The sequence below is a fragment of the Pseudomonas sp. FSL R10-0399 genome (genome assembly GCF_009600165.1).
GTDB lineage: Bacteria > Pseudomonadota > Gammaproteobacteria > Pseudomonadales > Pseudomonadaceae > Aquipseudomonas > Aquipseudomonas helleri.
In genome coordinates this window covers 1-25,120 of sequence record NZ_WIWK01000092.1, presented here as the reverse complement: position 1 = coordinate 25,120, position 25,120 = coordinate 1, and the positions used below count along the sequence as shown (strand labels likewise).

The following is a 25,120-nucleotide window of genomic DNA, read 5'->3' as shown; positions in this document are numbered from 1 at the left end:
TGGTGCCCACTTAAATTTAAGTGCACACCATGTCTTGGCTTTGCAGGGCTGGGTAGATGACTTCGCCGGACGGATACATCTGCCCAGCATTCGTTAACGGAACATTATGACCCTTTCGATTCCAACTTTTGGCATTGAGGCTGTAGCTCTCGCCCTCCTTGTCGCCTTTGTCCTTGGCATGTCCGTAGGCTCTGCCGCTGTTATTTCTGTCCAAGAATGGAAGCGCAAACGAGCGCGTACCTAATCGTCCTTCACTCGTCCCGGCTGGTTGCCCCAGCCCACCTAAAGAACCCTCACGGGTGCTAACTGGAGCTAAAATGGCGAACCAGAAAGGCAGTCGCTACATACTCGGCCACCTCAGCTATTCAGACATTACGACGACGCTACAAGAAGGCCAGAAGGCCGTACTTGTGTTGAACCCCGATGAGCCAAGAGCGCGTCATGAAGTTTCTAAAAACGTAAAAGCATCATTCCTGAAAGCTGGCCGCTACTGCGTGCTTGAGTCTCAGAAGATTTTAGTCGAGGCCGAAGCTGGAGTCTGGAAGGAAAGCCACTTTCTGTACGTCACTGCCTACTCGAAGCGTCCGGGAGAAGTGTAAGCACATCAACCCCAGTCCTTTAATTACGGGTTTCCACTATCCCAAATCTTGGATTTCAGTCAAAGGAGAGCAGCATGGTGCAGCGAATGAATTACACCTACTGATCGAGGCAATTGGCGACCTCTACAGCGACTAAACTGTACCCGCGAACAAGCCCGATCAGAGCTGGAAGAAGCACAGGACGAGGTTACTGTGCTTCTGCCGCCTTCAAGCCTTTAGCCAGCGTGCATCGAAGGCAGTGGAAGGAACATCAATCCCGAACCATTCTAAGACCCTATCCCTGAAAAGATCCCAGTCCGCGACCGTTGGCTGCCCGTGAGTACATAGCCTGCACTCAGGCATGCCGGCAATCTGATCCGTCAAAGAGTTGTGAAGGTCAATGCCCATGCGACCAAACCTACCGACAGTAGACCCGTCCGTTGCATGTACCCAGACGCAATCTCCCAGTTCGGAAAGCTGCAATTCGTATTCGACTTGAGTTTCCGCTGTTGCTTCGTGTTGTGGAGCATTCATGGTGCCGTCTACCTGATTGAATGTCTCGATTCTAACAGTGCATCAACAACACACGCCGCCCAGGCATTCAGGTTCCCAAACTCCGCATCAGGTTCTGAGGATGATTCACGCACCCGCTATGACACGCGATTAACCAGTACATCATTTGTTCATCGCTAACGATTAGTAGGAGTATCACAATGTCAATCATCCACCGCATGGCTTTGGTCAATGCCGCTCACAACCACGTAGCTTTGGAAGGAACCTTGTCGGAATCTCTGGCCCTGTACTTCATGCTCAAGGCGCAATCTGAGACTGCCCCTGAAACTCAGGTTGGCCAGCTGACACACATCGGAATCCCAAGCGAGTACGAGTTGAAGACCGTGTTGGAGTTGGTCGAAATGATCCAGCATGACGCGGCGAATATGTTGTCGTTCAGTAATCGCGTACTGAATGCTGCTCACCAAGGGCTGCTGGACGCTATCGAAGCACCGGGCTTTGAAATGGACGCTACCCGATGGGGTTTTGAGTCGTTCGCAGAGGCAAAGCTTGCCTCTGAGCACGGATCAGATACGCAGGAAGTCTTTGATGCTAACGATCTGATGGCCAAGCTATCTTCCCTGCACCCAGAAAAGCAGTGGAGCTTGTATCCAATCGGGGACTACTGCCAGTACGCGGAAGCTGGCGCACCAAATGTGCTTGTGAGTTTTGGGTGCGATGAGCAAGAACTTGATAGCGGGCTAGTCGATCCATATTCCACCATGCTGGGTGGTCTATGTGAACCAGCTGCTTGGGGACTTTCTGATGAAGCTGCCAAACTTATGAAAGCCTTCAACAAGGTGAACATGGCAAAATATCAGAACGCTGATGGCCCTAAATTTGTTAAAGACTGAGCCCCTATGATCCTTGGCAAATACATTACTGAGAGCAATTAACCATGCAACACGACCTCCCTGACACCCTTGGCGTATCCGATCTTGAGATTGTCGCCGATCTGTTTCGCCTTGGCCTTTCAGGACGTTTCAGGAAGGTCAGCACACTCTTGAAGGAGGCCCAGGCCTTGTATCCGCAAGAGCCTGCCGAGCGTATCAACAAATGCCTTGGCCAACTGGCTGACACGTTCCGGGCGACCGACTACGCGGGGTTCAACTCGCTTAAGAAGCCAAGCGCCAGCAGCGCAGCCTGAACTCTCGCTTTGATTGCGTCGGGCAAGTTAAGCCCGACCGTACCTTCCCTTTTCTTACTGTAGGTCAGCCTTGGGCGCTTCCACCCGGAACGTTTTCAAAAGACTGTTGTGGCTCAGTTTGATTCAAGCTCGACTGATGAAAGCAATATTTCCGCGCATGCGCGGAAAAATGCGCGATGGTCTCCTTCATTGCCATAGGCATTTTAAGCGGCGCCATCTTCTTTCTGGAGCAGACACCGGTAGTGAGTCTGTTCTAGACGATCACAGTCTATGCTAACCCACTGATATTGGAGGCAACCTCACCCAGGTCCAGGATTCGGTATTGAGGGTTTTGTGCAATTGCACTCCGCGACAAGGGATTGGCGAAATGCAGTCGTTATCTTTACCCAAAATATCCGAGGGATTACCCATGACAAAGCTACACACAGCCATGTCTCGCTACGCCGACAAGTTCGTTGTTCGAATGCCTGACGACATGAGGGGCAAGTTCGTAAGCCTCGCCAAACAGCGAGCTATCAGCATGAATACGGCAATCATCCAAGGCTTGACTAGTTACCTAGATAGTCTGGAAGAGTTGAGGATTCTGATTGAGGGCAATCGCCTGTTACGGAAATCGCTCATAGAGAAGCAAGAAGCTTTAGACGCTGGGCTTACTGAGGTCGCAGAACTTAAAGCTCAACTTGAATCCGCCCTGGGCATTGCCGTGACCGACTGATCAGCGACGTTGCTCAACGACAACTTGTTCACGGTATCTGTCACTTGCCAGAGCACGCATATCGACCTGTTCGATTCGGTGATAGAGCTGGACTCTGGAGAGGAAAAAGCACGTTTTCCTGACTAAGGACGTATCGAGTGAAGTTTATTGGCTTGCTGTTGCACGCTGTGAAGCCTTGTGCCGAGCGGGCTGAGGGAATCTCCACTGGGTTGAGTGGCCGACACCCAGGTAACTTCCCTATATTTGAGCAATTCGAATACACAGTACCAAGGATCAAGTAAATGTCCTTAACAGACACCAAGCAGAAGGATCGCATTGTTTTCAGAGTTCCACCCTCTCTGTACGCGGCGATTTCCGGCCTTGCTGACTCCGCAAATCGCAGCCTGAATGGTGAAATTTGCACAGCTGTAGACAAATGGCTGTACGAGCGTGATGAGCTGGTGGTGATAAAGGACAGGCTTCTCGCTTCGGCCAGTGCCGCTGCCATTGACGCAATTCGGCAATCAACACCTTCCTTCTTAAAAGTCGCTGATACAAAGGACGAGCGATGTAAAACCACTGTCAGATTCAAGGAAAACGTCGATGCTGACCTTCGCGTTGCGTGGGAAGGGTACAAGGTTAGCCACGGCCATATCTCTCTGAATACGTTCCTACAGATCGTCGTTTCTTGGTGGTTGATGTACAGCTTCCAAGTGGCAGAATGCGGCAAGGCAATTCACCGGGAATTTAAGAACAGCATTCGTCCGAACCGGGTCGCGCCGATCACCTACCTGCCGGCACAAAATCATATTGCCCTGGCATAAGAGCAAACCATGATTAAACCAATGCGAATGGCCAAGTACTCAATCAAAGCTGTCAACGATCTAATGGTCATTATCTACGACGACAAATGCTCCCCATCTGTATCAGAAAGCGCAGGTGCAGTGATTAAAGACCTCAATACACAGGTTGGGAGTTTGGGATCACGCAGGGTTTACTATCGAGATTCAGTAGGCCGTTTCGACGAGTTGTGCCACTCCAACGGAGTCTTCACGGGGTTTGCGGCTTGCAAGCCAAGCCAGCAGGAGTCATTCCAACAAATGACACGAGAACCCGCAGCAGAACACAGCGCCAGTGGACATGCGTGCTCCCGCGAGCGCATTGATGCTCCAGTCATTCAACAAAGTTGTTTTCCTGCCGGCAAACAGAGACTGCGGGAAGTCCTGCCCCCACACGAAGGTTGAACAGATCAGGTTAGTAGGCCAATAACGACGCGATCTGAACAATCAAAAAAAGGGGCGGAGGATAAAATTTCCTCTGCCCCTTTTTTTGTCTCAAATTCAGTTTACAAGCCTAGCACTACCAGCTGTACCAAGCACTGGCTGGAATTTTCGTTCTTGCTCGCAATAGTTACGACTCCAAGGAAATGCACCACCCTCATCAGCAAATACAAGCTGAACGGCGCGAATCTGGGGAAGGCCACGCAGCGTGTATACATCATGGCAGATGGTTAACACATCGTGACTTTCAGGTTGTTCTATCGGCATCGCCATCACAATGAGTCCATGAATAGACTTGTGACGCCCACCCGCTAGAAATTCCCGGTCGAAGTCATGCCCCTGGGACAATTCCTCAACAATGTTCTTAACAAGCGGCACCGGCACACCGCACATCACCAGCTCTGGCAACTGGTGCTGGAACATTCCAACGGTCACACAAAATGAGGCTTCGGTGTTTCCATCCTGCTCTGAAATAGTCTGGCCAATGAAAACTTTCCGCTCTTCAAGGGTTTCCCGAATGTAGTCCAGGTCATCCCGGTAGGGTTGGTTGTCATTGATCAGGCTTTGAATCTGGGCTATCGACCGTGGCGGGGCCATCATCTTCGGTTCCTTGTTGCGAATGTGAACATTCAAACACGGATGCTCAACAGCTTCATTCGAACTTACCTCAGTTACTAACCCATCCGAATCCCCAGCGCGGGGATTGACGACTATTGCCATTCGCTCAACCTGCCCGGTGACACACGGGAACTGCCTTCACCATTGCTCCACTTTCAAATCGCGGAGCAACACCATGACCATCCAAGCAACAGCCCCCACCACTCGCAGTGAGATTTTGTTCGAGAAGGCGTTCTCCTTCGCCATCCAAGGCAAACACCGCGATAGCGAAGAACTTCTGGTGCTGGCTCATGAAATGCGAGCTATGGAGCTGCGTGTTTCTCACATCGCTCAGCATGCCCCTACTGAGTTGGCCCTCTTGCTGGTGAAAGAAACCATGACCGGCTTTTCGGACGATGTAGATCCTGCCGAGTACGTACAAGCCAATCGCGAGCCCATCAAATTCTATGCGACGAATGATGCTCAAGTTCGAGCGTTGATCGATGCAACACTGAACCCACTGCCCTACCAACAAGGCCAGATCAGCCTGAGCGAATCCGAATTGCAAGCGGCTCGCGAGGAATTGGATCGGCGCCGTGCTCAAGACCCAAGCCGAATCACTGACCCTACTATCACCACAGCGTGCATCGGCATCCAGGCCCGCGGCTTCACGCTTTTCACTAACGGTGGGGGTTGCTCGATCCTCCGCGAATGTCCCGACTGCCGGGGGAAATACAGCACAAAGGTGCATGCGCAGCGCCGCATCTTCTGGCATTGCCCAAATTGCAATATTGCAAAGGAGGCCTAACTCCGCTCCTACCCTGTAGTCCCGAATGTGGGTCGTTATAGTCCTAGGTTCCTAGATTGGAGAACCAAGAAATGGCAGTTGAACAAGTCTTTCGCAGCAGCTACGACCGGAGCGTCACGTATATGACACGAAGTGAGGCAGAGGCCCACGACCGCAAGCTTGAATGTGGCGAATCCCTCGCCCTGTTGTTCCGCCATGTTTTGCCGAACATGAATGAAGACGACGCTGAAACCCTCGGTATGTTCATCGCGGATCGACGCACTGAGTTGGCCGCAGCGCTCAAGAAAAATCCGGCAGACATACGAGAACTGTTCAAGACGCAAGAACAGGGAACAGGTTCGGTTGTGTCGCTGGCGCAAGCTAGCTGACAATTACACCCAAGGGGCGCACAGCGCCCCTCTTTCGTTCATCCCCCCCCGAAATTTGAACTCACGGCATGCGCTCGCTTGCCCCTGATCACCGACTTCTGTGATTGCTAGAACCATGCGGTCGTATTGGGGACACCCGGAGTGGCATGACAGAACCGGCCAATTATTTCGGGCAATGTTCCTTTCTTGGACGCTGCCACACGCTCCACGACATTGTTGAATACGCGGTAGAGCAGCGCTCACCTACTGAAAAGCATTCCGGCGCACAGATGCGCCAGGAACCAGAATTTGAATCGGAGAATTACATGCCTATCCGCCAAGCCATCGTTCACCTGATCGACAAGAAACCCGATGGTAATCCTGCAATCCTCCACACTCGCGATTCTGCTCTAGATGAATCGGATGCTCTGAACAATCTCATGTCCGACCTGAACGATGCATACAACGCTCGTCAGGGTAAAGGATGGGGACTCTTTCACCCCGAGTCGGGTGCTCACCCATTAAGTGGATGGCTCAATAAATACCTTGGCAATGAACAAGATTTCGTTGCCTTCACAAAGGTTGCAGTCGAACACCTCACGAAGCTGATGGAGGAAAGCAACCTTAGCGTTGGCGGGCACGTAATCTTTGCTCACTACCAACAAGGCATGACGGAATACCTGACCATTGCCTTGCTTCACCACAGCGATGGGGTATCAGTGGGCGATGACTTGGGGGTTAGCCAGACCCGCCACCTCGACCTTGGCCAACTTCACCTCGCCGCCCGTATCAACCTCAGCGAGTGGAAAAACAACGAGAAGTCTCGACAGTACATTTCCTACACCAAGGGCAAAAACGGCAAGAAGGCGAGCGAGTACTTCCGTGACTTCATTGGATGCCAGGAAGGCATCGACGGGCCGGGTGAAACGCGTACGCTGCTCAAAGCTTTCTCCGACTACGTTGAGAAAGAAGACTTACCCGAAGAAAGCGCCCGTGAAAAAACTCACGCACTTGTCGATTACGCCACGTCTCAGACCAAGTTGGGTGAACCGATCAGCTTGGAAGAACTGTCGGGCCTGATTGATGAAGATCAACCGCGAGCGTTCTACGATCACATTCGTAACAAGGACTATGGGCTGTCACCTGAAATCCCAGCAGACAAGCGCACGATCAACCAGTTTCGACGCTTCACTGGTCGTGCAGAAGGACTATCCATCAGCTTCGAGTCGCATCTGCTTGGCTCGAAGATCGAATACGATGAGAGCAATGGCACTCTGCTTATCCGACAAGTCCCGACCCAACTCATAGATCAACTCAAACGTCAGAAGAACTGAACATTGATGAGCGCCTTAGCCGACGATGCCTGCCGGTCCGGGCGCTTATGCAAAAAAACCTACTCGGCAACCTGCAAAGGAGCCATCAGTTCAAGACTGTGTTTTTTAGGGGAGAAAGCTTATTTCTCCGAGAACAATACGGCGGGTAGAGCTTCCTCAACATCAAGCCCCCGTTCAGGGGGCTAGTTAACCATCCTGAACACAGTCACGACTTCCCCGTTTGGTCTCGCTAGCTTGATGGTTTTCGTGTCGGCCTGCACTCTCCAGAGCTCAACTACCATACCCGCAGGAGTACCGACAGAAATCTCAAAGGCGGATGCGCCCTTGTTCACGATTGTGCAGTGCCTCTCCATGTTGCTCGACTCAATCCGCCCAAACAACGCAAACCCACTTCCTGGGCACGGTTCATACCCAAACACTTGGATTTGCCTGCCTGAGTCCAGTCGGATGTAACCTGGAGCTACAGCCATAGCTGGCTGCTCAAGTGGCACCTCTTTGTTGCAGCCGGCCAAGAGAGAAAGCAATGCCGCCATGCTCCCTAAATGCATGAGCTTCAAGTTCGCCGTCCCGAGCCCGGTACATGTCCGTGCGTTAAGCGGCCCATCATCGCCTCCAGCTCATCATGGGTGGGTGCCCTGCCCTTTCCACAAAGTAAAGCTACCTCGTCAGCAACTTTCTGCCCTGCGACATTCACTAGCGTTTTGTAGACGTGCATCCCAATAGCGCAAAGCACCCAAATCCGAAACATGCGCTCAACAACACACGATGCACTGATTATCGCGAGGGATGCGCCAATGACACCAAGTTGGGGGTATAGAGGTGCAGCGAAAAAAACACCACCGAGAACGCTGAGGGTGAGCACTACGAATGCCACCGATCCTGCCCCACCAACTGGCGAGAGCTGGGCAAGAGCGTGAAATTCAGCTGTAGATGGCGAGGTTTGCTTAGTTGGGTTGATGCCGTGCATGGAGATTCCAAGACTAACTTACGAGGGAAGCAACCCACCAAGCTACAGAAATGGTGCTGCTATCTCATCTCAACTGATGGCACTTTCTAACCTTCCTCACGGTAAGGGTGATGCAATGCTCTACAGCGACCACCACGTTGCGCAGCATAATTGAGCAAAACATTCTCATTATGTCGGTTCTGATTTAGTGGCCAGTGGGGCGCTCCCCTCATGCATTTGGAGCGGGCAGTAGTGACCAGTTTTGGCTGTCTGATCGTAGTGAAATGCAGTTGCTCCATTCCCAAACTTGGCCCTCAGCATGTAGTCGCTGACCTTGGCCGTTATAATCAAGATGAATGTGATTTTTAAGTAAACATCCCCACGTCGAATGCTGGGGTCTGGAGGAATCATGGTTGGCTTGGTTGTCTGCTACATCATCGGTTCGGTGATTGGCACCTTCGGCTATTTTATGTGGATCGGTGCGAGCCGTTTGCTCAATGTCCCTGAGCAACTGCCCGAATGGGAGCAGGCTGCGGGACGTATTCATCTTTTTGCTGGCGACCGTTATTTCAATAGCAGCAATCTCAACGCTTACCAGCACGATGCACTGAACTGGTCTGATGGTCGAATCGGCTGCGGCTTCTGGCATGACCTTCAAATGCGGCCGGAATTACAACCGGCTGTAATCGGCACCATTCAGATTTTCAAGCCAGTCCATCAGAAAGGTCAGATCGCGGTGATCCTGGACAACAGTGTGCTGGACTCGATGGGGCTTTCTCCCGTTGGCCTGAACAGCTCAGCTCAAGATTTGGTGGTCGTTGAAAACAGCGGCATCCTCACTTCCTAATATGGGTTGTGAGGTTGGTCGCGGCTAACATGCAGCAACTGCACCGAGTTCAACTGACAGCCACTACCTCTCTTTGCTTCCATGCTGGGATCAAGCCCAGGATTCCAACATGAAAGTACCCTCCATTGTTCGTGCCCCTTCGGCAGTCGCGAAAGTCGTTTTTTTCCTCACACTGGTCCCCCCAATACTGAGCCATGCAGATGCGTTCAACCTCATCACCAATGGCGATCCACGGCTCACGCCGGCTAACGTCTTGACCCTCCAGCAAGATGGATTCACGCAGGTAGTCATCGACGGATATATCCACCAACCAACAGTCGATGCGTTCCGAAAGGAAGTAAGCAGCGGTGCCGCGCAATTTGGGATCGTTTACCTCAACTCCGCAGGTGGTGATCTTATTGCTGCCCAGGAACTTGGCAGGCTGATCCGGGCAAAGGGGTATGCAACTCAAATTGGCAAACTCACTGACGATCAACGCCAGATTACCCGTGGAGTTTGCGAAAGCGCATGCCCGATAGCATTTGTTGGAGGGAAATTTAGGCTCCTTGATGCCAATACCGGACAGTTGGGTATCCACCGTTTCTATCTAGCCAAAAATAAGCGCTGGTCGGCGGATAGCGCAGTGTTGTTCACGGCAGAACGTGATTTGCGCAGCTACCTGGACGAAATGGGTATCGACCCAGAATTCCTCGAAGTGATGATGAGAACCCCAGCAGACACAATATTGGCGATAGATAAGCGATCCAGCTACGTGTGGAAGCTCGGCACAGGGTCTGAGGTTGCATCCTGGCAACTCACCACCACTGGCGTGCTCAAAGGCGAGGGAGAAACATCCACTGGAGCGATGGGGCTGACGTTCAGTTGTGCTGGTCATTCAGTCCAAGCTCAAGCAAGGTTCAAACCGTGGTTTCCACCTACTGCTCTCCTGAATTACGAAACCCACAGCATCACTGTCAACGGGACCAAGTACCCTGTCCAAGAGGTGCATGCCGGATATGACAAGCAGTCAGGGTTCATTACATTTGATACCACCCTGGGGGAAGAAGCCCTCAAGGCACTACCAACCGCAGAGCGTGTTGGCTACGCCCTCAGCTTCGACAATCAGCCGGGAGAGTACAGCCGCGCACTGAGCGTACAAGACGGGGGCAAAGCACTGGCCCAGGTTGTGAAAAATTGCTCAGACAAATGAGCGGCCCCACCCAACGGTAGTAAGAAATACGGATCGACGGAACCAATCAGTTATTCTGCTGGGAATGAGAGATAACTGGTCATTACGCTTTTGCGAGTTCCCAGTGTGGGATTTGAGAAATTACCTCAAAACCATGTTTTTCCTTGCACCACAGGTCATAATTCTGCCTCGGACAATATTACGCAGAGAGGCTGTCAATGCGTCTAACGATTTACTACCGCAAAGGCTGCATCAAAAGTCGTTTTTTGCGAGTGGCACTCAAAGTCATGGATTGGGAAGTGAGGGAGTTGGACGCCGCAGACCCTGAGGCGGAAGCTGAAATGATCCAATTGAAGACGAAAAATGGTCACGGCACCTCCGCCATTGCCCCTTCGATCTACAACAAAGAGGTGTACAGCCATGAGCTGTTCCCTATGATCGAGTACCTGAACGAGCGCAGCCCGGAGGGTATGTACCCTGCCGAAATCCCTTTGCGCCTGTTTGCACGTACCCTCATTCGGCGCACCCTGGCAGACCTATCTGCCATATGGCCGCAGTACATCGCGTCTGGCGATCCTCAGCCCCTTCTCGACTACTACGACAAAGAGACGGAGTTGTTCTTGAATTTGGTGGCCAACCGAGATTCTTGGCGGGTTCTGGAGCAACGCCCTACCTACGTTGAAATACTATTCTTGTGCTTGGCCATCGAGGTCAATTACTACAGGCCAATCAAAAACCCATCTTTGGCCAAATGGTTTAAAGAACTGACTTCTGACTACCCAAGCTTGAACCCTATTTGTTCTGAGCCTGTTGTAGGTTATCAATTATCAAAATCATCAAACTAGACAGATCACGCACCTTGAATGTCTAGAAATAGTTAAGGTTCGGGCTACTGGGCTGGTTTGCAAACTACCTCCCAAATTCTGGACGCCTTCCCCTGCTTTGTCCGACAAAGGCCGCTTCCGAGCGGTCTTTGCTTTCTATTACTCTCCCCGCCTTCAAATCACATCGTCGGTATCGACGAATTTGACTTTCCGCAGTAGCAACGGCCCTGGCACGAACGGGCGCACCTTAAGGTTGCCCCTCATTTGATTGAGGAACAAGCCATATGCGTACCCCCCATGTAGCTCCAGCAGCAGCCTACGTCAGTGACGAACGCGTTCAAGCATCACATACGATCATGATCAACGATGACCGCGATGAGTGCGGCTCAGTCACTTGCTGGACCTTCCCCAAAGGTCTGCCCCAGAGCATTGGCATGGCAATCATAGCCAAGGTAGATGCCGCGCCCGGCCTAATAGATTCAGTTCCGGTTGTTGAGGTTCATGCCTGCCACCGCGAAGCGTTTAAGGCCTTTTTATGCGACGGGAAGATAGTCATCAACACCAATGGGGTTGCCCTCACGCGCAACGAATTGTCGGGTATGTACGAGTTGGAGTTGTAGCCAACCCACAGGGTTGGAAATGACAACATTGCTCCTGTATCGATGACACATAGTCCATGCGTTAGAAGATATGGATGTCAAACATAGGAGAGTTGCCATGCGTATTTACACCACAGCCACCATCACTGACCTGAAAACTGTCAAGAAACAAGGGGCTTTCATAGCAGAGGCTTGGCAGCGCCAGAATCGTGTGCAAGTGGACGTGCGTGCAATTAAGCGCATCGGCAACGTCACCCCAGAAATCCAATGGGGCTTCATAGTTCTTGAGTCAATGTTTGGCACTTATCTGTGCCATTACGAGTATGGAGGTAACGTTCACGATGGAATCCGATTGGTCGTGACGCCGGAGAGTCTGATGAGTCTGGATTCACCAGCATACCTTGCTTGCCCCGAAAGGTTTCTCTCCATGACCGAGGTGGAAAACGCGTACTGGCGCGAGTGTGTGCGCTGTTATAGCGCAGCTGTGAAGGAAGTAACGTCCGAAACTGTCGGTGATTCAGCCACAGTCTTTTTGCTGAAAGGATACTCACAACGCGAGTATGGCGAGCCCTTTCATGTCCTACAGAAGGACGGCTCCCAGTGGTTTGGTATCGACTGTTACAGAACCAAGAGACCTGTGAACCTTTGCCTGGGCGTCATTCAGGAGCACTGCCCAAGTCTGATTAACGTGCAGCTGCAAAAGCCATTTGAATCCGCAAATCTTGCAGATGACTGTGTAGATACTGGCGTTCTAATTTACAAAGAACACTGCAATCGCGTCACATTGCTTGGAAGGCCCATGACCAATCATGAAATAGCCCAAGCCCGCCTCTCAATGGTGCCACGCGTCACTTTTGAATTGCACGGCGAGTGTCCGTGGGCAGCCTGATCAAATACGCAATGCCAACTCCCAAGCACCGGTTTGAGCTTCTTGTGGATCACATGCTGAGCTGCGATGACACATCCATTGCCAAGAGAAACTAGCTCCAATCAAACAGATCGGGGCTTCCCACATGACAAATTACGACTTTGGCCAACTGGTACTGGGCGCCGAGCCTCCCACGCTACTGCAACGCGAAAATGTAGTTCGCAACGGGCTTCGAGATTGTCGGTTCCAGAACGGTTATGTTCGTGTCCATGCCATAAAAGCCACTTCAAAGTCTGATGTTTATGCGGCTGTCAGCTTTGAGAAACAAGGTCAGCGTTACCTGACTTACGCTGTGGCCAGTTTGAAGTGCCGACGCAAGGGTGAAGGGTATTGGCTTTCCGCAGAGTCGTTCCTGACCACCGCCTCTACCCCACACACAATGACTGAATGCCCAGATGAAATTTTTGCGGCTGGCGAGGCGACAGGGTTCACAACCCAAGTTGATGCAAGCTGGCTATCAAGCTGCATTCAGAGCCGAAAGGTCAAAACCAACACTCAGGCTTTGAAGAAGGGCGCAGTTTTCCAACTTGACCCCAATAGCCCTGCAATGGTGATCGCTGGAGAGAGCGCGAGTTACGCACTGGTACTTAGCAAGAAAGCAGTCCTTTTTATCGCCCCAGGCGTAGGGATGACCAAGGAGGGGGATACCAATGAGTTGGTACAGCACTACTCCCCAGTTCAACCGATTCCTACATTCTCTGATGCGACCAACTATTCCGAAGTTGGAGAGCTGCTATTCGATCTATCGGGTGTGTTACCGGTATTGAAAGGTCGGTTGGCCGTTGGCGCAAAAGCTGCGCTACTGGTACGCGCAAAGCGAGAACTGGATCGCAAGCTTGGTGAGGCAGCAGCTCTGTTCGATTTTTCTTCCAAATTTAGCTCAGGTGCGTGGCTCTCCTGATGAGTCATACGCCATGTGGCCCCCAAGAAAGTGCAATGGGTTCGGTTGTTTGTAGTACCCGTTCCAAGCACGGTAATCGTATCCCAGCTTGCAGAGCTAAAAACCACATGGACGACCTATCATTACAGATTGCAGCCGGACTTCCCCTCGGATGGGTGCCGGCGCCTCAGCCATTTGGCCTGCCGGACCATGCGGTAAACCTGTATAGCGCTAGTAATGGTTCTAGGCGCTTGATGTTCATCCTTGTGAAAGGGCCACTGACTTCTGCGATGCCACTTATCAGTGCCAATGCCAAGCTTCGGAAGTCAGGAGTTGAGACGGTTTGGCTATTTGACGAAAATCCAATCCCATCCACTCGACATATGCCTTGCGTGTCGATTCGGAAGATAGGTAATGCGTCAGTAGCAACAATATCCAACATTGGCCAAGACGCATCCGCAGAACCCCAGATGATGGATATTGCTCAGCTTGCTAAAGCTGCTGCTGAGAACCGGATGAGGGTTGCTGACTTCCAAGCGGGTTGTAACGTGAATATCACGATTACCTCAGCAGAGGTGGCTTGCGTCAAGTGTGGAGCAATATCATTCTCCGTTGAGCGGGCAAAATTCTATCCAGTTGACCATCCCGGCGCCCCAGGCTTGGAGTTGAAAAAGTTCAAAATAGGTCGAAGCCTTTCCTCCCTAATTACGAATGCTTTGAAATGGTACTACCCAACTCAAAATTGCGTTTGCATTGGTTGCATCGCTCAACTCGGACGGGGGCGGACCGTAAGTCGGATTGTAACAATGCGGATTGGACCCATCGAACTGTCCAAGCTGGCCGCACTGGAATTGATCCGTCATAACAATACAGCTTGGTACGTTTCTTACCCCCCTCTCTCCGCGTAAACCCCTCTCCAGGTCTCCAGGTCATTACAAATTTCCGCGCATGCGCGGAAATTCGTGTGGTCTCGGTTCTCAATTTTGGAACTGACAACCTCTGACCAAGCAGCGCTAGCAACCGATGACACAGCCCTTTGGCCTCGATGATGGCTTCATTAAATCAAGGGGCGCACAGCCATGACTGCTTTTCAACTGCAAGATTTTACCTCGCTTAATACGCCTCAAGGACAGGCAGACCTTTTTGTTGCTGGGGAATCTCATTCCAGCGCAAACCTGGCTCAGTTCGACATGATCGATCAACTTCTCGGACAGTTTCGCCAGCGTGAAATGGCAATTGACGCCACTAAGGATTTCTTTAAAGAAGCAGTAAGTATGGGCGTTATGAGTTACTTCATTGACGGCGCTAACTTAGTTTACGGTTCAGAATATCGACCGTTTGTGCCTACGGACTCTAACTCTGCAAAAGCATCATTGCGAATAGAATTCTGGAATCGGTTGTTAAACGAAGCAAAGATTTTTGATGTGATGCCAACAGCGAAGCGTGAAAAAGCACGGAATCAATTTGCAGGCCTAGACTGTCCGCCTTTTGATGAATCGACGGTTCGACCAACTATGGAGGACTTGATGCAACAACGATCCAAATTCTTTGCCGAACGAGTAGACGGTGTGTTTTTTTCGCTAAGTGGCGATCATGTGACAAATTCGCCTGCTGGTTTTTCCAAGAAAATGATACTTGCGAACGTGCTTCATGATGGCTACGTAACGACCCACAAAGGCGGCGTGATCGGCGATCTTAGAGGCGTAGTTGGCCGACTTTCGGGGCGAGGCGAACCCTCTGAGTACGGTACTCGGCAGCTTCTTGGAAAGCTACATAGGGACTTTCCGGGTAAGAAGACCTCTATAGATGGCGGCGCGTTTCATGTGACTGTTTTTAAAAATGGTAATGTTCACTTAGAGGTTACTCCAGAGGTAGCGGTCTTACTGAACAGCATTTTGGCCAGCCTTTATCCAATGGCCATTCCGGCTTCGTTCCGTACTTCCTCGAAAAAACCTAAAACTGGTGCATTCGAGTTAAAAATGAAACGCCTACCTATGGGCGTAATTGACCTTCTTACGTGCCTAGAATATCGCCGTGATTATTATTCACTCTACACATATTCCAAATCTAAAGAATTTGTAGATCAAACAGTAGCTGTGCTGGAAGAAATTGGAGCGGAAATATCACGGAGCAGTGATGGCCACACTCTGTATGTGAATTTCGATTACGAACCCCGCTCTGTTCTTGATCAACTTATTTTTAGCGGAGTTGTGCCAGAGCAAGCTAGTTTTCAGTTTTATCCAACTCGTAGTGTTATTGCAGAAGAAGCAGCTATGCGGCTCGACATTACCCCTGGTCGAACTTACTACGAACCCTCCGCTGGTACGGGCGACCTTGCTCAGTATCTGCCTATAGAGACGACTACTTGCATCGAGTTGGCAGACGTTAGAGCCAAGGTTTTGGCTGCCAAAGGCTTTACTACGATCAAGGCAGATTTTTTGCTGTGGGCCTCAGAGAATGCGGATAAGAAAGTGTCAGGGATACTTATGAATCCACCTTTCAGCAAAGGCCGGGCTTTAGCTCACTTGATTGCAGCATCGACCCTTCTAGTTACATCCGGGAGGCTAGTCGCAATTTTGCCTGCATCCATGGTGAACACTAATCCTTTGGAAGGATTTGAACATGACTGGTCTGAGGTTTTCGTTGATCAGTTCGAAGGTACAGCTGTTCGAGTTGTCATCCTGACTGCCCAACGCTTGATCCGAGGTGGCCAATGAATCCCCGGAGCGTAGTTTTCGTTTTAGGTTCAGCTGATCCAGAAATGCGAGCAATACGCTGGATTCTTGGAAAGACAGGCTACCGCTATGCCTACGCCAATCGGTTCGGTCGTCGCTGTAACTCCAGCAATGCCTATAACGCGGATGAACTCACAAAACACATCAAAGATGAACAGCAGATCGTCTGGGTGGAATGCCGTAGTCCAAAATTCGTCGAGGGACGAGACATAATCGTTGATCACCACCACGTTGGCGACCCTGGTTATGACGCACCACCAGATCAATTTTGGGAGGGTTCATCTGTCGGACAAGTTGGGAAGCTGATAGACCGTTGTAGCCCTGAATTGCTGCTAACTGCTGCGAGTGACCATTGCTTATCTGCGGCTATGCGTGGCGAGTGCAAAGGCATTGATCCAGATGAGTTGATGAACTGGAGGATTACAGCGCGTGCTTCCATGGGTGATATGCAGCCCTGGCTTCTCAAGCGCATGATTTCACGAGCCGTTGATAGGATTGAGTCACTTCCGAGAATCCAGTTTGGTGGAGTCCAGATCGTTGATGGCACCTTTGATGCTACTCCAGAGTTGCGCGATGCAGCAGCTGTAGCGGGAGTGCCTATTCTTACTACCAGGAAAGGTCCAACTGGTAACGTTAAGGTTGGATTGTATGGAGCTCGACCCGATTTAGTCACTGCGTGGATGGATGCAATGAAGGAATCAGATTTCGTCCAGCAAACGTACGGGAACCCGTTCCGTGAATATGCAGGTGCCATTCTTACGATTGAAGCTTCTAATCGACTTGTGGTTGCAAACCGTCCAAACCAGAAAATTTGAAAACCCAGTTTATAAGGGTCCTACCCAAGGGTAGGACAAAGGGTTAAAGAATTATGGGGTTAAAGAATTGGGGTTTTAAATCTATGGGGTTATAGGCTGTGGATACATGCGGCTACGTCACGGCCCAGCAGGCCTTCGCCGGATAGGTGCGCACACGAAGTAACGGTTGACGTACACAGCTTTCCGGTCAGCGTACTTAGAAGTACGGTCAGCGCACTTAAGAGTCCGGTCTTTGCACACAAGAGTCCGGTGCGTGTACTCAAGAGTCCGGTAGGCCCCGATTCTGATGAGCCTCCTGTGTATAAAGCATCCATTTTCTGTGGTTAACCTGTTATTAAGCTGTTATTAACTTGTGCGTAAACTAGGTGTCTTTATCCGTTAGATTTGCTCAAACCCTTACACAGTGTGGCTTTCAGCATGATGATACTCGGAGTTGATGTTTTGCCTGTTTGACGCACCGATTTTCCCATCCAAACAGGACTTTGCCGAGCGCAAACCACATTTCGGCAATTCATTTCAACTCAACTACTCTACTTTACTCTTCCTGCGATTCTTCACAGCTCAGTTCTATTGGGCTCGCTCCTTGGATTCGACCGTAATCATCTGAGCGCCAGGAAACCTCTGGCTATCACCGGCTTACCACATGGACCGGACTTCTGTGAGCACTCTCTTAATTCACTGTTTTTTAAACACCTACGCCAGACTTCCGTTTGCGCCGAGAAGCCTGTAGCAGGCCACTAGTACCGGACTCCTGTGTACGGCTGGTAATCGGTTTGTCGCGCCCCGAGGCTCGCTAGGCTGCCTTTGGGGTCACTCTAGGACTCACCGTCGCACCATTATGACCGGACTCCTATGTACGCACCCCTTGTACTCGTACCGTACTTTGCTGAGCGCTAGGGGGCGCCGCCCTACCACTGGGGATGCCCTCGGGTTCATCGCCGCGCCACTTCGACCGGAATCCTGTGTGCGGAATGGTTCAACTCATCCCGGACTTTGCTGAGCGCTAGGGATCGCCGTACTACCTCAGGGGCGCTTTTGCTTTCATCGTGGCACCACTTTGACCGGACTCCTGTGTGCAGAACGGTACAAGACGTGCAGGACTTAGCTGAGCGCAGCGGGTCGTTGTACTGGCGCCGGGGGAGCCGCAACCGCGACCTGTGGTCCTCGCTGACCGTAATCCCATGTGCGCATTGACTCTGGCCTAACCGTACTTCGCTGAGCGCTCGGCATCCCTGACAGGCCCAGGCCCCTTAGTACATAAGGGGTCTGGGCTGCGCATTGCACCGGAATTACGTGAGCGCCTGCGCTACGAAGGGTTCCGCGAGGTATCAACGAATTGACCGTACTTTGCTGAGCGCCCTGATTTACAAGGGCTTGCGAGTACCGGAATTTGCCGAGCGCTAGGTCAAGGGTTTGCGATTGGCGCAACTCAACTGACCGTACTTTGCTGTACGCCGCGTAATACGTGAGCTGTAGAGCACCGGAATCAGCTGAGCAGCAATGAGATACCCCTTTTCTGACCGGACTTACCTGAGCGCTGGAATGGATTGGACTGGGTTCGTCTGCTGAGCACCGTAATCTGGCGAGCGCTTTAGCAGGCCTACACAAATGCCGGTATCTGCCGAGCGCTTGGGCGCCGCCGTTACACTCCTGCCGGCCTCCCGCGAACTCGATACCCTTGCGAGCTATGATAAGTCAGTGCTGCATCCATGAAATGCAGACTCACCGGACTTTGGTGAGCGCTAACGATTAACTGAACGTATTTCAACTCAACTGACCGTACTTTGCTGTACGCCACGGTTTACGCGGTCTCCAGCGCATAGGATTTTGTTGTTTTCCTATTACGGCCTTTGTTCCTACCGGACTTCTCTGAGCGCAAACGTGCAGAGTCTGGTCCGATTCGTCGGTTTCGCCCTCAATCTTGCGAGCGTATATGCTGGTGTCCCTAAAGCCGTAATTAGCTGAGCGTCGATAAGTCACTGTCGATTAGCAGGGGCGCGGGACCGGAATCCTATGAGCGACCTGCCGGAGAGGCTTCTATTCCCAATAACCAGATTTCAACTGCCCCTCGCCTGCGCACCGGACTTTGGTGAGCGCTTGCCCACGTAAGCAATCTGAATGCAACTCAACTGACAGGACTTTGCTGTACACAGCGTATTCCGTGGCTTTCAGAGCAGCTTATCCATTCGATAATTTTGCAATCGGGTAATGTGTAAGCCAATTATCAAAATCGGTTGCTAGGTAATACGCGGTCCGGGCAGTGGGTATGGACCGGAATCCGGTGAGCGATTTGAAGGCCTCAGGCCTCCGAATGCCAATTGATTCATGACCGGACTCTCATGTGCGCCACGAACTGCGGTGGGAACGTGCGAGCAGAAGGCGATTTTTTTGTTGCGTTTGGATTTCATGAAGCGTCAACGTCTAGTCCCGGAGACCGGAATCCTGTGAGCGTTTTCAAGGCCCAAACCATTCGTCACCCAGGCATGAATTCAAGACATTCCTAAATTGACCGTTAACCACATACCGGACTTTCGTGAGCGCCCCTAATTAAAGGGCTTTGAACGGATAGGTCAGAGGGGCCAGTCGTTATAGTGGTTCATGTGCCGTACATAGGAGTCCGGTGATCCGAACCGTATGGCACCTCTCTTTGGCTGCTTATGCTTTATCGGTCTTACGCAGCGTTTAATTCTTTGGTAATGGTATATATGCTGTGTTTCATGTTTAAACGCTTCAAATGGCACAAGGGGGAGCGATGAGTGATGAATTGGATTTGACGCCACACGAAGTCGTGCGTGGTGCTATTGACGAGAGCAAATCCAAGCTCCGAAACAAGCTCGATCTAGAATCTAGTCAAGGAATTCTGCCGTTCACAAACGAGCTGTACTACGAACAGATGAATCCGGTTGTCCGGTCGTCGTTGTTTACAGCTGGGAAGATGAACGTCAAGAACGGTTCTCACTATCTTGAATGGACTGAAATTTTCAGCTTCGGCGGCGGGAGTATCCATTATCGTGGACCTCACCTAACGGTTGACCATGAAGTCGTGCTTGTGAAACTCATGGTTCTTGCCCGAGGTCGCTCATTGACGAAACCGATCCACGCTTTTCAGGCCGATTTGCTGCGATGGCTTAAGCTGGATGCCGCGTCAGGCAAAAACTACGTAAAAGCACGTCGCATACTGGATGATCTTGCTGCTGCTGAGATTCGAATTAGCAGTAAGCCTGCGTTGCAGCGATTGCTCGCTATTCTCACCTCCCCTGCCATTGCAGAGTTGCCAGATGGTTTGTTTTTCCAGTCATACATCAATAACCGATTCAATGACCAGTTGAAGATGATTGCCAAAGGGCTCGCAGATGATCAGCCGGTAAATGTGACCATGAAGCTGGTGACTTCGCAGACTCATAACACCGTCACCAAGCGGATGATGATCAACCTTGACCCAGTTTTTGCCATATTTTTTGACGGTGTTAACACGACCCTTCTCCCTTTCGAAATCTGGGATGATCTGGATCGGTTTGGGAAAAAGTTACTATCCCTGATTTCCTCGCATCGCGATGGTGTATTCCCGGTGATGCTTGAGAAAATTCACGAATTCAGTGGTTCGGTATCTGAGTTTGAGAAAGTAAAGCGACGCGTCAAATCCGACCTGAAAAAAAGGTTTGAGGATTGGGAAAGCAAAAACTATATCGTGCCTGGATGGAATATCAGCAGAAACGATAACGGCATTGAGATCATTCGCGGCCTCAAGGCTGGCGAAGCTGTGCGCATTCGATCAAAACTAAATCTGCCACCGATCATTGACTCTGATGATGATATTGAGAGGGGTTCCGACAGGGTTGTAAATCAGCGTGCGGAGGATTTTGCGAATAGCTTCGTTGCTCCAGCCCAGAGGCACGGAAAGAGTACTGACAGCTGATTGATGGGGTCAGCCAGTCCATTCTCGGACGCGGCCCACATCTACATGAACGAACCCGTTGTGGGGATAGAAGCCTACGCCACCGACTCCAATTGCTTTGGCCAATCGCGTCAAGGCGGTCGTATCTAATCCCGGAATACGAATATCCGCCGCGTTTCCCAAAACGTGCTGAGATTTCTTTGCTGCTTTGGCCAGCCGGGCGTTGTGCCCCGGCGTTCGATACCCGCTCTGAATGATGATATGGAAAGGCATCTTGTTGACTCTCAGCCAAGCCTGAATCAGAAATAGGGTGTCTATTAGTTTGACATTAATGTTGTGAGTCACACCTTCTTCCACATCGCGAAGCAAATGACAGGCGTGCTTGTACCCCTGGCTCTCGAAGCCAAAACCAAATCTGTAATATCGGAATGTCCCTTTCTCCCCTGTCGCCGCTCGCTCAAGGCTTAACCACCGGTCCCTATCGAGCAGCACTTGCCGCCAGTCCTTTTTGGGCTGGGCCTGCACAAGAGACGGGGCGATTGCGTTTACTACAGTCGCGGCTAAAGCTGTGAGGCCCCAGCTTAGGATTTGGCGTCTGGGTAGTCGGTTAGCATCATGCAATGGGAAGGGCTCGATTCTGTCGTGGCCCAACCCATTTTCAGCATCTACGGCGCTGTCTCAACTCAACTCCGTGCAGATACCCCCCTCGATAGCTCACTCAGTTCGGTTTACTTGCCTACCAGGGGGTGGTACAAATGCGGTGTTATATGCAGCTCTCTTATGTGCCTGCACTGTGTTCAGCCATGCGTCATCGCGTGCCTTTATGCAGACCAGTTCCCTCACGTCATCGTGTGTGAATAGGTAGAAAATCGTTAGACCATCCTCATAGCTCGCCTGCGGCAAGACATTCTCTTGCCCTCGGCTTGGTGTTTGTCTCCGTTTTAAGCGCGATCAAACACCACTTACCCGACCAGGACCTTCGCGTCTCTGGGGGTTAGGAGCATTCAAAATGTCCACTACCGTAATCAACACTCTGGTTTCCGAGTCTCGTTCCGTCCCTCGCATTTGGTTGGAGGGTAAACGTCTTGCTCATGCCGGAATCGAAATTGGCGTTCAGTATGTGCTGAATGTCTCACTACAACTCCGTCGAATCGAGTTGCGTCCAGCACCTCAAGGATTCGCCGGAAAAACCTATAGTGTGAGCAAACGCACTCGTAATGAGCGGTCTTACCCACTCATTGAAGTTCGTGATGCCATCATCACTGATCTGTTTAAAGTCGGAACGAAACTACGTGTTGCTGTCCAAAAGGGCCGCATCATAATTTCGGCTTCACACATCGCTATGCGCGTTCAGGAGCGTGTTACTCGTTTCTTGGATAAACTAAAAAACGGCACCCCTCTTCATGTTGTTTCTCTATTTCATGGCGGTGGGGTACTTGATAAAGCTTTGCACCAGGGTATGCAGCTCTCTAAGTTAGCTAGCTATGTCAAAATCGGTGTCGAACTTGACGGCGATTACATTGATAGCTCATTGGCAAACAACCCTGAGCTTTGGCGAGAAGATAGTATCGTTATCAACGGTGATATTCGTGACGTGAATATTCTGGGCAATGGCATTCCCCAAGTAGAAGTACTTTGTGGAGGGGTTCCGTGTACAGGAGCCTCGCGTGCTGGTGCCGTTAAGAATAAGTTGTCTTGTGCAGAAGAGCACAGTACAGCGGGAACGCTGTTTCATGACTACTTAGAATGGGTGAAGGTAACTAACCCAGCCATTGTGGTCTTAGAAAATGTTGTTGAATACCAGAAATCATCTGCGATGACTGTGATTCGTTCGGTACTGACTCATCTTGGCTATGAGCTGAGTGAGACTGTGCTGGATGGTCCATCGCTGGGTTCGCTGGAGAAACGCAAACGCCTTTGCATGGTAGCTACCACGCCGGGAATATGCGGGCCAGTAGACTTCGAGCAACTAGTTCCTGTACGTCAAAAAGAGGAAAAACTTGCTGATGTTTTGGACTTTGTACCGGTCGATTCTGACAGGTGGAAATCCTACGATTATTTGGCAACTAAAGAGACGCGTGACAAAGCCAGCGGTAAAGGTTTCATGCGTCAGCTTCTTACGGGCGAGGAAGATGGTTGTGGTGTTCTGGGTCGCGGTTACGCAAAAGCCAGAAGCACTGAACCGTTCATCGTTGCGCCGCATGATTCGAACTTGTCCCGGCTACTAACTCCTGCGGAACATGCTAGAGTCAAAACTATTCCTGAAAACCTGATAGAGGGTCTAAGTGCAACTACTGCGCACGAAGTTCTCGGGCAGTCGGTAATTTTCAGTGCATTTATTGCAGTAGGCGAACTTATTGCCAAGACTGTTAAAGGTCTGGTAGTGCCGCTTAAGAATACTAATGTTGCACAACAAGAGGAAACTGCTGGTCCAGTGGAAGCACCAAAGCAGGCTCCAGCTCCACAGGCCAATATCGCTCCGGCGACAATGCCCCTGTTCGCGCTGACCGCGTAACCTCCCTCCCCCATCCCGCTATGGGCTGCACTCCAGCCTTTAGGCTCGGCGTGCAACCCGTTTCGGTTTCTCGCGCCAAGTTCTGGGACATGGCGTTATCCCAAATAGCCTGCACCGTCAGGTCGGATAGCATCTATGCAAACTAAATATATCGCTGCACACGCAATCCTGCCCGGCATGAAGATCGCCTTGGCCGGTTGCCTTTACGCAGTCGAATCTAACCTTCTTGATCGTCACTGCAATGGGTTGTACCAGTCGCGTAGCGTTCTGGTCTGTAACTCGCTTCCTGAGCGTCCTGGCTATGGTCAAGGCGAACATTTCGGGTTGCTTCCCAGTGCTCAGGTACTTGTCGTCACGGCAGGTGCTGAGCTTGTTTGAGTCATCGGCTCGAAGGTAACGATTCAACCGGCTTTGGCCTGACTAATTCAGGCCTTATGGCTTGAGCTGTCAGGTGCTAAACCTGCAACAGCCACCAAGCCTTTGAGCACTTGGTGAACACCTCATTCGCCTGCGCTCAACAGGTCGGAGAAATACCCCCATGAAATCTATCAAAACTGCTCTGCTTAGCTTCATTGCCTCTGTCCTCCGCTCCCTCGACGCGAACCCGAAGGCTCGCTGTAAAGCGTTCACCTACGGATTCCTGTCCCGCGTACCTCGGTTCATTCGTCGGCTCACTGCTGGCTCTGATTTGCACCGCATATGGCTGCGCGGGTCAATGACGAAGATGTACGACATTGATGGCAATTGCTTTGCAAGCGAAGGCAGAAAACTGCCTTTCAAAATTGATCCTCGGGATTACCCAACACCTGTTCCGCCTGAGTTCTACCTTTTCCTCTGCACAGCGCTGATGCTGGTGCTATCGGTAAGCTTTTGGCTGTCGCTTCGCCCATTCGAGGGTTGATGAGATAGGTGATGGTTCCTGAAATCCTAATAGCTCCCTTCGGGGCGCGTCCTGTGTCCTTGGCTTGATCCTAATCAAGCCCTCAGGGCTTGTGCTGGTCAGGTTTAACCCTGCAAATCCCGCCAAGCCCTTAGAGCTCTTGGCGTTTTAATCTCACGCCTGCGCTCTACAGGTCGGAAAACTTAATGAGCTCGCTTAAAAATACTGTGTTGTTTAAGGGAATTGGCCGCAGGTTCTGCGTTTTGCAATACATGCCGCCTTGGATGGATTGTGATGGTAACTGCATCGCCCAACCCGACCCTGAATACAGGCAGAAATTTACGTTGCGTGGCATTCATTGGACAAACGAAGAATGCGTGGAATGGCTTAAGGCTGTTGCAGGCTCAAAAATCGTTTGGCTTGATGAAAATACATTTGAGTACTCAGAGTGCCCCCCAGCAATGACCATTGCTGAGTGGGCAGAATGGGAAGTCGGAAAAGCACCGTGGGAGTTGTTGAGCCACAGTTCCGAAATGACCCTGTACTTTCATGAGGTCTTCGCAGCCCGCATGAAATCACGCATGCATTCAATTGATGAGCGTATCGACGCCTGCTTGGATGCTTTAGTGATGAATGCAAAACAGGAACTGGATGAGTTGTGCGCGAAAGTGATGCAGCCTGAATTCATAGAATAAGCGCAACGCTTGAAACGAGAGGCAGAGAGCCAGCCACCGGTAGAATCCAGGCTCTC

At 51.1% G+C, this 25,120-nt stretch carries 24 protein-coding genes; 22 read left to right on the top strand and 2 right to left on the bottom strand.

Translation table 11 applies throughout. The annotated features are described in order from the left end of the window. Window positions 1-317: 317 nt before the first annotated feature. The 6 genes from GHO41_RS21925 (at window position 318) to GHO41_RS21900 (ending at window position 4,215) form a co-directional block, all read left to right on the top strand. Complete coding sequence (locus GHO41_RS21925; RefSeq protein WP_153434650.1) at window positions 318-599, top strand: hypothetical protein; 282 nt, start codon at window positions 318-320, stop codon at window positions 597-599. A 692-nt stretch (window positions 600-1,291) separates the two neighbouring features. Then, on the top strand, window positions 1,292-1,984 hold the full coding sequence (locus tag GHO41_RS21920) for a hypothetical protein (RefSeq protein ID WP_153434649.1): 693 nt from the start codon (window positions 1,292-1,294) through the stop codon (window positions 1,982-1,984). A 44-nt stretch (window positions 1,985-2,028) separates the two neighbouring features. After that, entirely contained in the window at window positions 2,029-2,277 is a 249-nt protein-coding gene (locus GHO41_RS21915) for a hypothetical protein (RefSeq protein WP_153434648.1), read from the top strand. A 367-nt stretch (window positions 2,278-2,644) separates the two neighbouring features. Next, window positions 2,645-2,992 carry an Arc family DNA-binding protein gene (locus GHO41_RS21910; RefSeq protein WP_153434647.1) on the top strand — a complete coding sequence of 116 codons (348 nt, stop codon included), beginning with the start codon at window positions 2,645-2,647 and terminating at the stop codon, window positions 2,990-2,992. A gap of 281 nt (window positions 2,993-3,273) precedes the next feature. After that, on the top strand, window positions 3,274-3,795 hold the full coding sequence (locus GHO41_RS21905; protein WP_153434646.1) for a hypothetical protein: 522 nt from the start codon (window positions 3,274-3,276) through the stop codon (window positions 3,793-3,795). A gap of 9 nt (window positions 3,796-3,804) precedes the next feature. Beyond that, a complete protein-coding gene (locus GHO41_RS21900; protein ID WP_153434645.1) occupies window positions 3,805-4,215 on the top strand; it encodes a hypothetical protein in 411 nt (136 codons plus the stop codon). A 96-nt stretch (window positions 4,216-4,311) separates the two neighbouring features. On the opposite strand, the gene GHO41_RS21895 is transcribed toward GHO41_RS21900, so the two are convergent. Continuing rightward, a complete protein-coding gene (locus GHO41_RS21895) occupies window positions 4,312-4,971 on the bottom strand; it encodes a DUF4262 domain-containing protein (RefSeq protein WP_153434644.1) in 660 nt (219 codons plus the stop codon). 73 nt (window positions 4,972-5,044) lie between these two features. Between GHO41_RS21895 and GHO41_RS21890 the strand changes: the two genes are divergently transcribed. From GHO41_RS21890 to GHO41_RS21830, 13 genes are all read left to right on the top strand, one after another. Next, complete coding sequence (locus GHO41_RS21890) at window positions 5,045-5,656, top strand: hypothetical protein (protein WP_153434643.1); 612 nt, start codon at window positions 5,045-5,047, stop codon at window positions 5,654-5,656. 71 nt (window positions 5,657-5,727) lie between these two features. Then, window positions 5,728-6,024 (top strand): YebG family protein, encoded by a 297-nt coding sequence (locus GHO41_RS21885; RefSeq protein WP_153434642.1) that lies wholly within the window; start codon window positions 5,728-5,730, stop codon window positions 6,022-6,024. A gap of 305 nt (window positions 6,025-6,329) precedes the next feature. Continuing rightward, window positions 6,330-7,337, top strand: a complete 1,008-nt coding sequence (gene yejK, locus GHO41_RS21880; RefSeq protein WP_153434651.1) for a nucleoid-associated protein YejK — start codon at window positions 6,330-6,332, stop codon at window positions 7,335-7,337. A 1,355-nt stretch (window positions 7,338-8,692) separates the two neighbouring features. Beyond that, entirely contained in the window at window positions 8,693-9,130 is a 438-nt protein-coding gene (locus GHO41_RS21875; protein ID WP_153434641.1) for a hypothetical protein, read from the top strand. 109 nt (window positions 9,131-9,239) lie between these two features. Further along, window positions 9,240-10,319 (top strand): hypothetical protein, encoded by a 1,080-nt coding sequence (locus GHO41_RS21870; protein ID WP_153434640.1) that lies wholly within the window; start codon window positions 9,240-9,242, stop codon window positions 10,317-10,319. Between the two features lie 197 nt (window positions 10,320-10,516). Beyond that, the gene (locus tag GHO41_RS21865) at window positions 10,517-11,143 is read left to right on the top strand and encodes a hypothetical protein (protein WP_153434639.1); all 627 of its coding nucleotides are present in this window, start codon (window positions 10,517-10,519) and stop codon (window positions 11,141-11,143) included. A gap of 263 nt (window positions 11,144-11,406) precedes the next feature. Beyond that, the gene (locus GHO41_RS21860) at window positions 11,407-11,742 is read left to right on the top strand and encodes a hypothetical protein (protein WP_153434638.1); all 336 of its coding nucleotides are present in this window, start codon (window positions 11,407-11,409) and stop codon (window positions 11,740-11,742) included. A 97-nt stretch (window positions 11,743-11,839) separates the two neighbouring features. Next, window positions 11,840-12,610, top strand: coding sequence for a hypothetical protein (locus tag GHO41_RS21855; RefSeq protein WP_153434637.1), 771 nt, complete (start codon window positions 11,840-11,842; stop codon window positions 12,608-12,610). Between the two features lie 124 nt (window positions 12,611-12,734). After that, window positions 12,735-13,550, top strand: a complete 816-nt coding sequence (locus tag GHO41_RS21850) for a hypothetical protein (RefSeq protein WP_153434636.1) — start codon at window positions 12,735-12,737, stop codon at window positions 13,548-13,550. A gap of 35 nt (window positions 13,551-13,585) precedes the next feature. Next, a complete protein-coding gene (locus GHO41_RS21845) occupies window positions 13,586-14,437 on the top strand; it encodes a hypothetical protein (protein ID WP_153434635.1) in 852 nt (283 codons plus the stop codon). A 171-nt stretch (window positions 14,438-14,608) separates the two neighbouring features. Next, on the top strand, window positions 14,609-16,246 hold the full coding sequence (locus GHO41_RS21840) for a DUF4942 domain-containing protein (protein WP_153434634.1): 1,638 nt from the start codon (window positions 14,609-14,611) through the stop codon (window positions 16,244-16,246). Beyond that, entirely contained in the window at window positions 16,243-17,079 is an 837-nt protein-coding gene (locus tag GHO41_RS21835; protein ID WP_153434633.1) for a hypothetical protein, read from the top strand. Before GHO41_RS21840 ends, GHO41_RS21835 begins: the two co-directional genes overlap by 4 nt. A gap of 2,752 nt (window positions 17,080-19,831) precedes the next feature. Continuing rightward, a complete protein-coding gene (locus GHO41_RS21830) occupies window positions 19,832-20,995 on the top strand; it encodes a TrfA (protein WP_153434632.1) in 1,164 nt (387 codons plus the stop codon). 9 nt (window positions 20,996-21,004) lie between these two features. On the opposite strand, the gene GHO41_RS21825 is transcribed toward GHO41_RS21830, so the two are convergent. Continuing rightward, window positions 21,005-21,466 carry a YcbK family protein gene (locus GHO41_RS21825; protein ID WP_371928994.1) on the bottom strand — a complete coding sequence of 154 codons (462 nt, stop codon included), beginning with the start codon at window positions 21,464-21,466 and terminating at the stop codon, window positions 21,005-21,007. A 517-nt stretch (window positions 21,467-21,983) separates the two neighbouring features. Here GHO41_RS21825 and GHO41_RS21820 point away from each other — a divergent pair. The 3 genes from GHO41_RS21820 to GHO41_RS21810 all read left to right on the top strand — a co-directional run bounded on the left by GHO41_RS21820 (window position 21,984) and on the right by GHO41_RS21810 (window position 25,064). Next, on the top strand, window positions 21,984-23,489 hold the full coding sequence (locus GHO41_RS21820) for a DNA cytosine methyltransferase (protein WP_153434630.1): 1,506 nt from the start codon (window positions 21,984-21,986) through the stop codon (window positions 23,487-23,489). Between the two features lie 538 nt (window positions 23,490-24,027). Continuing rightward, entirely contained in the window at window positions 24,028-24,390 is a 363-nt protein-coding gene (locus tag GHO41_RS21815; protein ID WP_153434629.1) for a hypothetical protein, read from the top strand. 185 nt (window positions 24,391-24,575) lie between these two features. Further along, window positions 24,576-25,064 (top strand): hypothetical protein, encoded by a 489-nt coding sequence (locus tag GHO41_RS21810; RefSeq protein WP_153434628.1) that lies wholly within the window; start codon window positions 24,576-24,578, stop codon window positions 25,062-25,064. The last annotated feature ends 56 nt before the right edge of the window (window positions 25,065-25,120 follow it).

Excerpts from the sequence above, each read along its gene's own strand:
- GHO41_RS21925 (WP_153434650.1), top strand. The coding sequence starts at position 318 with ATGGCGAACCAGAAAGGCAGTCGCTACATACTCGGCCACCTCAGCTAT.
- GHO41_RS21920 (WP_153434649.1), top strand. The coding sequence starts at position 1,292 with ATGTCAATCATCCACCGCATGGCTTTGGTCAATGCCGCTCACAACCAC.
- GHO41_RS21915 (WP_153434648.1), top strand. The coding sequence starts at position 2,029 with ATGCAACACGACCTCCCTGACACCCTTGGCGTATCCGATCTTGAGATT.
- GHO41_RS21910 (WP_153434647.1), top strand. The coding sequence starts at position 2,645 with ATGCAGTCGTTATCTTTACCCAAAATATCCGAGGGATTACCCATGACA.
- GHO41_RS21905 (WP_153434646.1), top strand. The coding sequence starts at position 3,274 with ATGTCCTTAACAGACACCAAGCAGAAGGATCGCATTGTTTTCAGAGTT.
- GHO41_RS21900 (WP_153434645.1), top strand. The coding sequence starts at position 3,805 with ATGATTAAACCAATGCGAATGGCCAAGTACTCAATCAAAGCTGTCAAC.
- GHO41_RS21895 (WP_153434644.1), bottom strand. The coding sequence starts at position 4,971 with ATGGCAATAGTCGTCAATCCCCGCGCTGGGGATTCGGATGGGTTAGTA.
- GHO41_RS21890 (WP_153434643.1), top strand. The coding sequence starts at position 5,045 with ATGACCATCCAAGCAACAGCCCCCACCACTCGCAGTGAGATTTTGTTC.
- GHO41_RS21885 (WP_153434642.1), top strand. The coding sequence starts at position 5,728 with ATGGCAGTTGAACAAGTCTTTCGCAGCAGCTACGACCGGAGCGTCACG.
- yejK (WP_153434651.1), top strand. The coding sequence starts at position 6,330 with ATGCCTATCCGCCAAGCCATCGTTCACCTGATCGACAAGAAACCCGAT.
- GHO41_RS21875 (WP_153434641.1), top strand. The coding sequence starts at position 8,693 with ATGGTTGGCTTGGTTGTCTGCTACATCATCGGTTCGGTGATTGGCACC.
- GHO41_RS21870 (WP_153434640.1), top strand. The coding sequence starts at position 9,240 with ATGAAAGTACCCTCCATTGTTCGTGCCCCTTCGGCAGTCGCGAAAGTC.
- GHO41_RS21865 (WP_153434639.1), top strand. The coding sequence starts at position 10,517 with ATGCGTCTAACGATTTACTACCGCAAAGGCTGCATCAAAAGTCGTTTT.
- GHO41_RS21860 (WP_153434638.1), top strand. The coding sequence starts at position 11,407 with ATGCGTACCCCCCATGTAGCTCCAGCAGCAGCCTACGTCAGTGACGAA.
- GHO41_RS21855 (WP_153434637.1), top strand. The coding sequence starts at position 11,840 with ATGCGTATTTACACCACAGCCACCATCACTGACCTGAAAACTGTCAAG.
- GHO41_RS21850 (WP_153434636.1), top strand. The coding sequence starts at position 12,735 with ATGACAAATTACGACTTTGGCCAACTGGTACTGGGCGCCGAGCCTCCC.
- GHO41_RS21845 (WP_153434635.1), top strand. The coding sequence starts at position 13,586 with ATGGGTTCGGTTGTTTGTAGTACCCGTTCCAAGCACGGTAATCGTATC.
- GHO41_RS21840 (WP_153434634.1), top strand. The coding sequence starts at position 14,609 with ATGACTGCTTTTCAACTGCAAGATTTTACCTCGCTTAATACGCCTCAA.
- GHO41_RS21835 (WP_153434633.1), top strand. The coding sequence starts at position 16,243 with ATGAATCCCCGGAGCGTAGTTTTCGTTTTAGGTTCAGCTGATCCAGAA.
- GHO41_RS21830 (WP_153434632.1), top strand. The coding sequence starts at position 19,832 with ATGAGTGATGAATTGGATTTGACGCCACACGAAGTCGTGCGTGGTGCT.
- GHO41_RS21820 (WP_153434630.1), top strand. The coding sequence starts at position 21,984 with ATGTCCACTACCGTAATCAACACTCTGGTTTCCGAGTCTCGTTCCGTC.
- GHO41_RS21815 (WP_153434629.1), top strand. The coding sequence starts at position 24,028 with ATGAAATCTATCAAAACTGCTCTGCTTAGCTTCATTGCCTCTGTCCTC.
- GHO41_RS21810 (WP_153434628.1), top strand. The coding sequence starts at position 24,576 with ATGAGCTCGCTTAAAAATACTGTGTTGTTTAAGGGAATTGGCCGCAGG.